Origin of the sequence: Puerhibacterium puerhi (assembly GCF_009846865.1) — a bacterium.
In the GTDB taxonomy this organism is placed as follows: Bacteria; Actinomycetota; Actinomycetes; order Actinomycetales; family Cellulomonadaceae; genus Puerhibacterium; species Puerhibacterium puerhi.
Genome location: NZ_WUWN01000081.1, coordinates 1 through 4,834 on the forward strand (window position 1 = coordinate 1; position 4,834 = coordinate 4,834).

Below are 4,834 nucleotides of genomic sequence, written 5' to 3' on the forward strand. Positions count from 1 at the left end.
CAGCGTTACGGCGGTCATAGCGAAGGGGAAACGCCCGGTCCCATTCCGAACCCGGAAGCAAAGCCCTTCAGCGCCGATGGTACTGCCCTGGAGACGGGGTGGGAGAGTAGGACGCCGCCGGACACCCTTCACACGAAAGGCTCACCCGTAAGGGTGGGCCTTTCGTGCTTTGTGCCGGGCCCGCGCGCCGCCGGCTCCGGACCTCGATGGTCCGCAGCTTCCTGACGCTCGACGGACGACACCTCGTCGCGTCCCAGTGCGGTCGGGAACGCTCCTGTACGGCTCCGCGCGAGGTGCGGCACTCCTCCCTCGTGGGAGAATTTTCTGAACTTCCGCTCTCGAGAGGAACAGCGTGAACGACTCCGCCCGCGACCAGGGCAACAACCGCGACTACGGCCGGTCCGGCGCTCAGGGCCGCGACCGGCGAGACGGGCGACCGCCTCGCGGTGACCGTCCCGCGTGGTCGGGCAACGACCGCAGGGACGACCGCCCGCGCGGACGCGGTGGCGATGGTGACCGGCGCGACGACCGCCAGGGTGGCTACCGTGGCGGTGACCGTCGGGATGACCGGCCGCAGGGTGGCTACCGTGGCGCTGACCGTCGGGACGACCGCCAGGGCGGGTTCCGCGGCGAGCGTTCGGAGCGGCCGGCCGGTTCGGGCGGGTTCCGTGGTGAGCGTTCGGAGCGGCCGGCCCGTGAGGGAGGGTTCCGTCGGGATGACCGTCCGCAGGGTGGCTACCGTGGCGGCGACCGTCGGGACGACCGCCAGGGCGGGTTCCGTGGTGAGCGTTCGGAGCGGCTGGCCGGTTCGGGCGGGTTCCGTCGTGACGACCGTCCGCAGGGTGGCTACCGTGGCGGCGACCGTCGGGACGACCGTGAGGGCGGGTTCCGTGGTGAGCGTTCGGAGCGGCCGGCCCGTGAGGGTGGGTTCCGTCGGGATGACCGTCCGCAGGGTGGCTACCGTGGCGGTGACCGTCGGGACGACCGCCAGGGCGGGTTCCGTGGTGAGCGTTCGGAGCGGCCGGCCCGTGAGGGAGGGTTCCGTCGGGATGACCGTCCGCAGGGTGGCTACCGCGGCGGCGACCGTCGGGACGAGCGTCGCGATGACCGTCCGCAGGGCGGCTACCGCGGCGGCGACCGTCGGGACGACCGTGAGGGCGGGTTCCGTCGGGATGACCGTCCGCAGGGCGGCTACCGCGGCGGCGACCGGCGCGATGACCGTGAGGGCGGGTTCCGTCGGGATGACCGTCCGCAGGGCGGCTACCGCGGCGGCGACCGGCGCGATGACCGTGAGGGCGGGTTCCGCGGTGAGCGTTCGGAGCGGCCGGCCCGTGAGGGTGGGTTCCGTCGGGATGACCGTCCGCAGGGCGGGTTCCGCGGCGGTGACCGTCGGGACGAGCGTCCGCAGGGCGGGTTCCGTCGCGACGACCGCGCCGACCACGGCGGGCGCGGAGGTTTCGACCGTGGGGCTCGCGGCGGCTTCGACGGCCGTGGCGACCGTCGCCCGGAGCGTCCCGAGCGCGACCGGGTGCCCGAGCCCGAGATCGCCGAGGACGTGTCGTTCCGCGACCTCGACCGAGCTGCGCGCGAGCGGCTGCGGGGCCTGAGCAAGGAGAACGCGGAGCGTGTCGGGCTGCACCTCGTGATGGCGGGGCGCCTGATCGACGTCGACCCGGAGCTCGCGTACGAGCACGCCCAGGCCGCGGTGCGCCGCGGCGGGCGCGTCGACATCGTTCGTGAGGCCGCCGGCATCGCCGCGTACCGGACCGAGCGCTACGCCGAGGCGCTGCGGGAGCTGCGTACCGTGCGGCGCCTCAACGGCTCCTCCGAGCACCTGCCGATCATGGCGGACGCCGAGCGCGGTCTGGGCCGCCCGGAGCGCGCGATCGCCCTCGCCACGTCGCCCGAGGCAGACACGCTGACGGGTGTCGGCCGCGTCGAGCTGGCGCTCGTGCTCAGCGGTGCCCGTGCGGACCTCGGTGAGCTCGACGCCGCCCTCGCGGTGCTCGACAAGATCCCCGCGCAGCAGGGTGACCTCGGCCTGCGCGTGCTCGCGGCGCGTGCTGCCGTCCTCGAGGCCGCCGGCCGGACCGCGGAGGCGGCGGAGCTCCTCGCGGACGTCGACCCGGAGGCGCTCGAGCGCGCTGCCGGCAACGTGCTGCCCGAGGAGGACGTGGTCGTCTACGACACGTTCGACGAGGAGGAGGGCGTCGAGGACGAGGACGCCGCGGACGACGGGACCGTCGTCGAGGACGCCGTGGCGTCCGAGGGACCCGCCGACGACTCCGCGGACGACGCGACCGACGTCCCGGCCGACGAGACGGCCGCCGAGGAGACGGCCGCCGAGGAGACGGCCGCCGAGGAGACGGCCGCCGAGGAGACGGCCGCCGAGGAGACGGCCGCCGAGGAGACGGCCGCCGAGGAGACGGCCGCCGAGGAGACGGAGGAGCGCGAGTGACGGCCGGGCTCCTGGCGAGCGAGCGACCGCTCGCCGAGACGTACGACCTCGCCCTGGTGGACCTGGACGGCGTCGCGTACCGCGGCCATCTGCCGATCGAGCACGCCGCCGCCGGCCTGACGACGGCGCGCGGGCGCGGCATGCGTCTGGTGTTCGTCACCAACAACGCCTCCCGCGAGCCGGAGGACGTGGCGGCACAGCTGACGGGCCTGGACATCCCGACGTCGGCCGACGAGGTGATGACCGCGGCGCAGGCCTGCGCGGCCCTGCTGCGGACCCGCCTCGAGCCGGGCGCCAAGGTGCTCGTGGTGGGCGGCAAGGGGCTCGTGACGGCCGTCGAGGGCGCCGGCTTCGAGGTCGTGCGGTCGGCCGACGACGAGCCCGTCGCCGTGGCCCAGGGCTACGCCCCGGAGGTCGGCTGGAGGGACCTCGCCGAGGCCGCGTACGCCGTCGGGCGCGGCGCGTGGCACGTGGCCAGCAACCTCGACGGGTCGCTGCCCACCGCGCGCGGGTACGCCCCCGGCAACGGCGCCCTGGTCGGCGCCGTCGTCTCCGCGACCGGCGCGCGTCCCGACAGCGCCGGCAAGCCCTCGCCCACCATGTACCGGCTGGCGACCGAGCGGGTGGGCGCCACCAGCCCGCTCGTCGTCGGCGACCGCCTCGACACCGACCTCGCCGGCGCCCGCGCCGGCGGCTACCCCGGGCTGCACGTGCTCACGGGCGTCTCCACCGCCCGGGACGACGTGCTCGCCCCGCCGGAGCTGCGCCCCGCCTTCGTGGCGGCGGACCTGCGCGGCCTGCTCGAGCCGCACCCCGTGCCCGTCCGGGGCGCGGAGGGCTGGTGGGAGTGCGCCGGGCGCGCCGCCCGCGTGATCGACGGCCGCCTCGAGCTCGACCGGCAGGGACCGACGGGGATCGACGCGGTCCGCGTGGCGTGCGCCGCCGCGTGGGCCGCGGTGGACGCCGGCCAGGAGCTGGACGCCGCCGGCGTCCCGGAGCTGACCGCCTGAGGCGCGCGGGGGCACCGCGCTGTCAGGGCAGGACGGTAGCGTGGAGACGCACCACGGTCGGCGCGGAGCCGGCCGTGCCCCGGACGTGCCGTGACGCAGGGCCGTGACGCAGACTAGGGCGGTGCCGAGGCCCTCGGCACCGGCGCAGCAGATGTCGACAGCGATGCTCACGGAGGACCCCATGCCGCAGGACGCCGACGTCGCCCGCCCCGCGGGTGCCGCCGGGCCTGGCAGCACCCCCGTGCCCGCCGCGCCGCGCCCCGGCCCGCCCCGCCCGACCGCTCCCCGCGCCGACGACCCGGCGCTCGCGCCCCTCGAGGGCCTGGACGAGCTGCCGGTGGCCGAGCACGTGGCGCGGTTCGAGGCGGTGCACGACGCGCTGCGCGCCCGGCTGGAGTCCCGGCCCGCCGTGGGCGGCGGCGCCTGATGGCTGCTGGACGCGTCGACGCCGAGCTGGTCCGGCGGGGGCAGGCCCGCTCGCGGACCCAGGCGGCCGCCCTCGTGAGCGCCGGCCGCGTGCTGCTCGCCGGCCGCCCGGTGAGCAAGCCCTCGACCGCGGTGCCCGACGGCGCCGAGCTCGCCGTGGTGCCCGACCCCGACGACCCGGGATACGCGTCGCGTGCCGGGCTCAAGCTCGCTGGCACGCTCGACGCCCTCGCGGCCGACCCTGCCGGGGCGGCCCTCGTCGCCGCCGTCCCGGGCGGCCGCTGCCTCGACCTCGGGGCCTCGACGGGCGGCTTCACCGACGTCCTCCTGCGTCGCGGTGCCGCCCACGTCGTCGCGCTCGACGTCGGCCACGACCAGCTCGTGCCCGGGCTGCGCGCCGACCCCCGGGTGACCGTCGTCGAGGGCTTCAACGTCCGCGACCTCACGCCCGCCGACCTGGACCGCGCGCCGGACGTCGTCGTCGGGGACCTGTCCTTCATCTCCCTGGCGCTGGTCGTGCCGGCGGTGGCGCGCGTGCTGCCGCCCGGGGCGCCGGCGCTGCTCCTGGTCAAGCCGCAGTTCGAGGTGGGCCGGGACCGGCTCGGCAGCGGCGGCGTCGTGCGCGACCCGGCACTGCACACCGAGGCAGTCCTCGACGTCGTGGCGGTCGCGGCGGCCCACGGGCTGCGCGTGCGCGCCGTGGTGCCGAGCCCGCTGCCCGGCCCGAGCGGCAACCGCGAGTTCTTCGTCTGGCTCGAGCGGTCCGCGGAGCCCCGGGAACCCGGCGGCCCGACCGCGCCGGACGCCGGCGCCCTGCGCGCCGCCGTCGCCGGGGCCGTCGCGTGGCACCCCGCGCCCGACGGCGCGCCGGCCGCCCGTCCCACCCGTCTTCGTCGTCCCCGGAGGAGCCCCGTGACGCGCAGAGTGCTCATCGTCACCC

5 protein-coding genes and 1 rRNA gene are annotated in these 4,834 nt (G+C 76.9%); all 6 read left to right on the forward strand.

Features of this window, described 5'->3' with window-relative positions; translation table 11 throughout:
* Positions 1 to 6: 6 nt before the first annotated feature.
* A 5S ribosomal RNA gene (rrf, locus tag GSF02_RS18240) occupies positions 7 to 123 on the forward strand.
* Positions 124 to 446: 323 nt separating this feature from the next.
* Complete coding sequence (locus GSF02_RS18245) at positions 447 to 1,607, forward strand: hypothetical protein (protein WP_159798787.1); 1,161 nt, start codon at positions 447 to 449, stop codon at positions 1,605 to 1,607.
* The gene (locus GSF02_RS18250) at positions 1,529 to 2,458 is read left to right on the forward strand and encodes a hypothetical protein (RefSeq protein ID WP_159798788.1); all 930 of its coding nucleotides are present in this window, start codon (positions 1,529 to 1,531) and stop codon (positions 2,456 to 2,458) included. Before GSF02_RS18245 ends, GSF02_RS18250 begins: the two co-directional genes overlap by 79 nt.
* Positions 2,455 to 3,468 (forward strand): HAD-IIA family hydrolase, encoded by a 1,014-nt coding sequence (locus GSF02_RS18255; RefSeq protein WP_159798789.1) that lies wholly within the window; start codon positions 2,455 to 2,457, stop codon positions 3,466 to 3,468. The genes GSF02_RS18250 and GSF02_RS18255 overlap by 4 nt, the downstream gene beginning before the upstream one ends.
* 121 nt (positions 3,469 to 3,589) lie before the next feature.
* Complete coding sequence (locus GSF02_RS18960) at positions 3,590 to 3,895, forward strand: hypothetical protein (RefSeq protein ID WP_235915693.1); 306 nt, start codon at positions 3,590 to 3,592, stop codon at positions 3,893 to 3,895.
* On the forward strand, positions 3,895 to 4,834 hold a 940-nt coding region (locus GSF02_RS18265), incomplete at its 3' end, for a TlyA family RNA methyltransferase (RefSeq protein WP_159798790.1). The genes GSF02_RS18960 and GSF02_RS18265, both read left to right, overlap by 1 nt.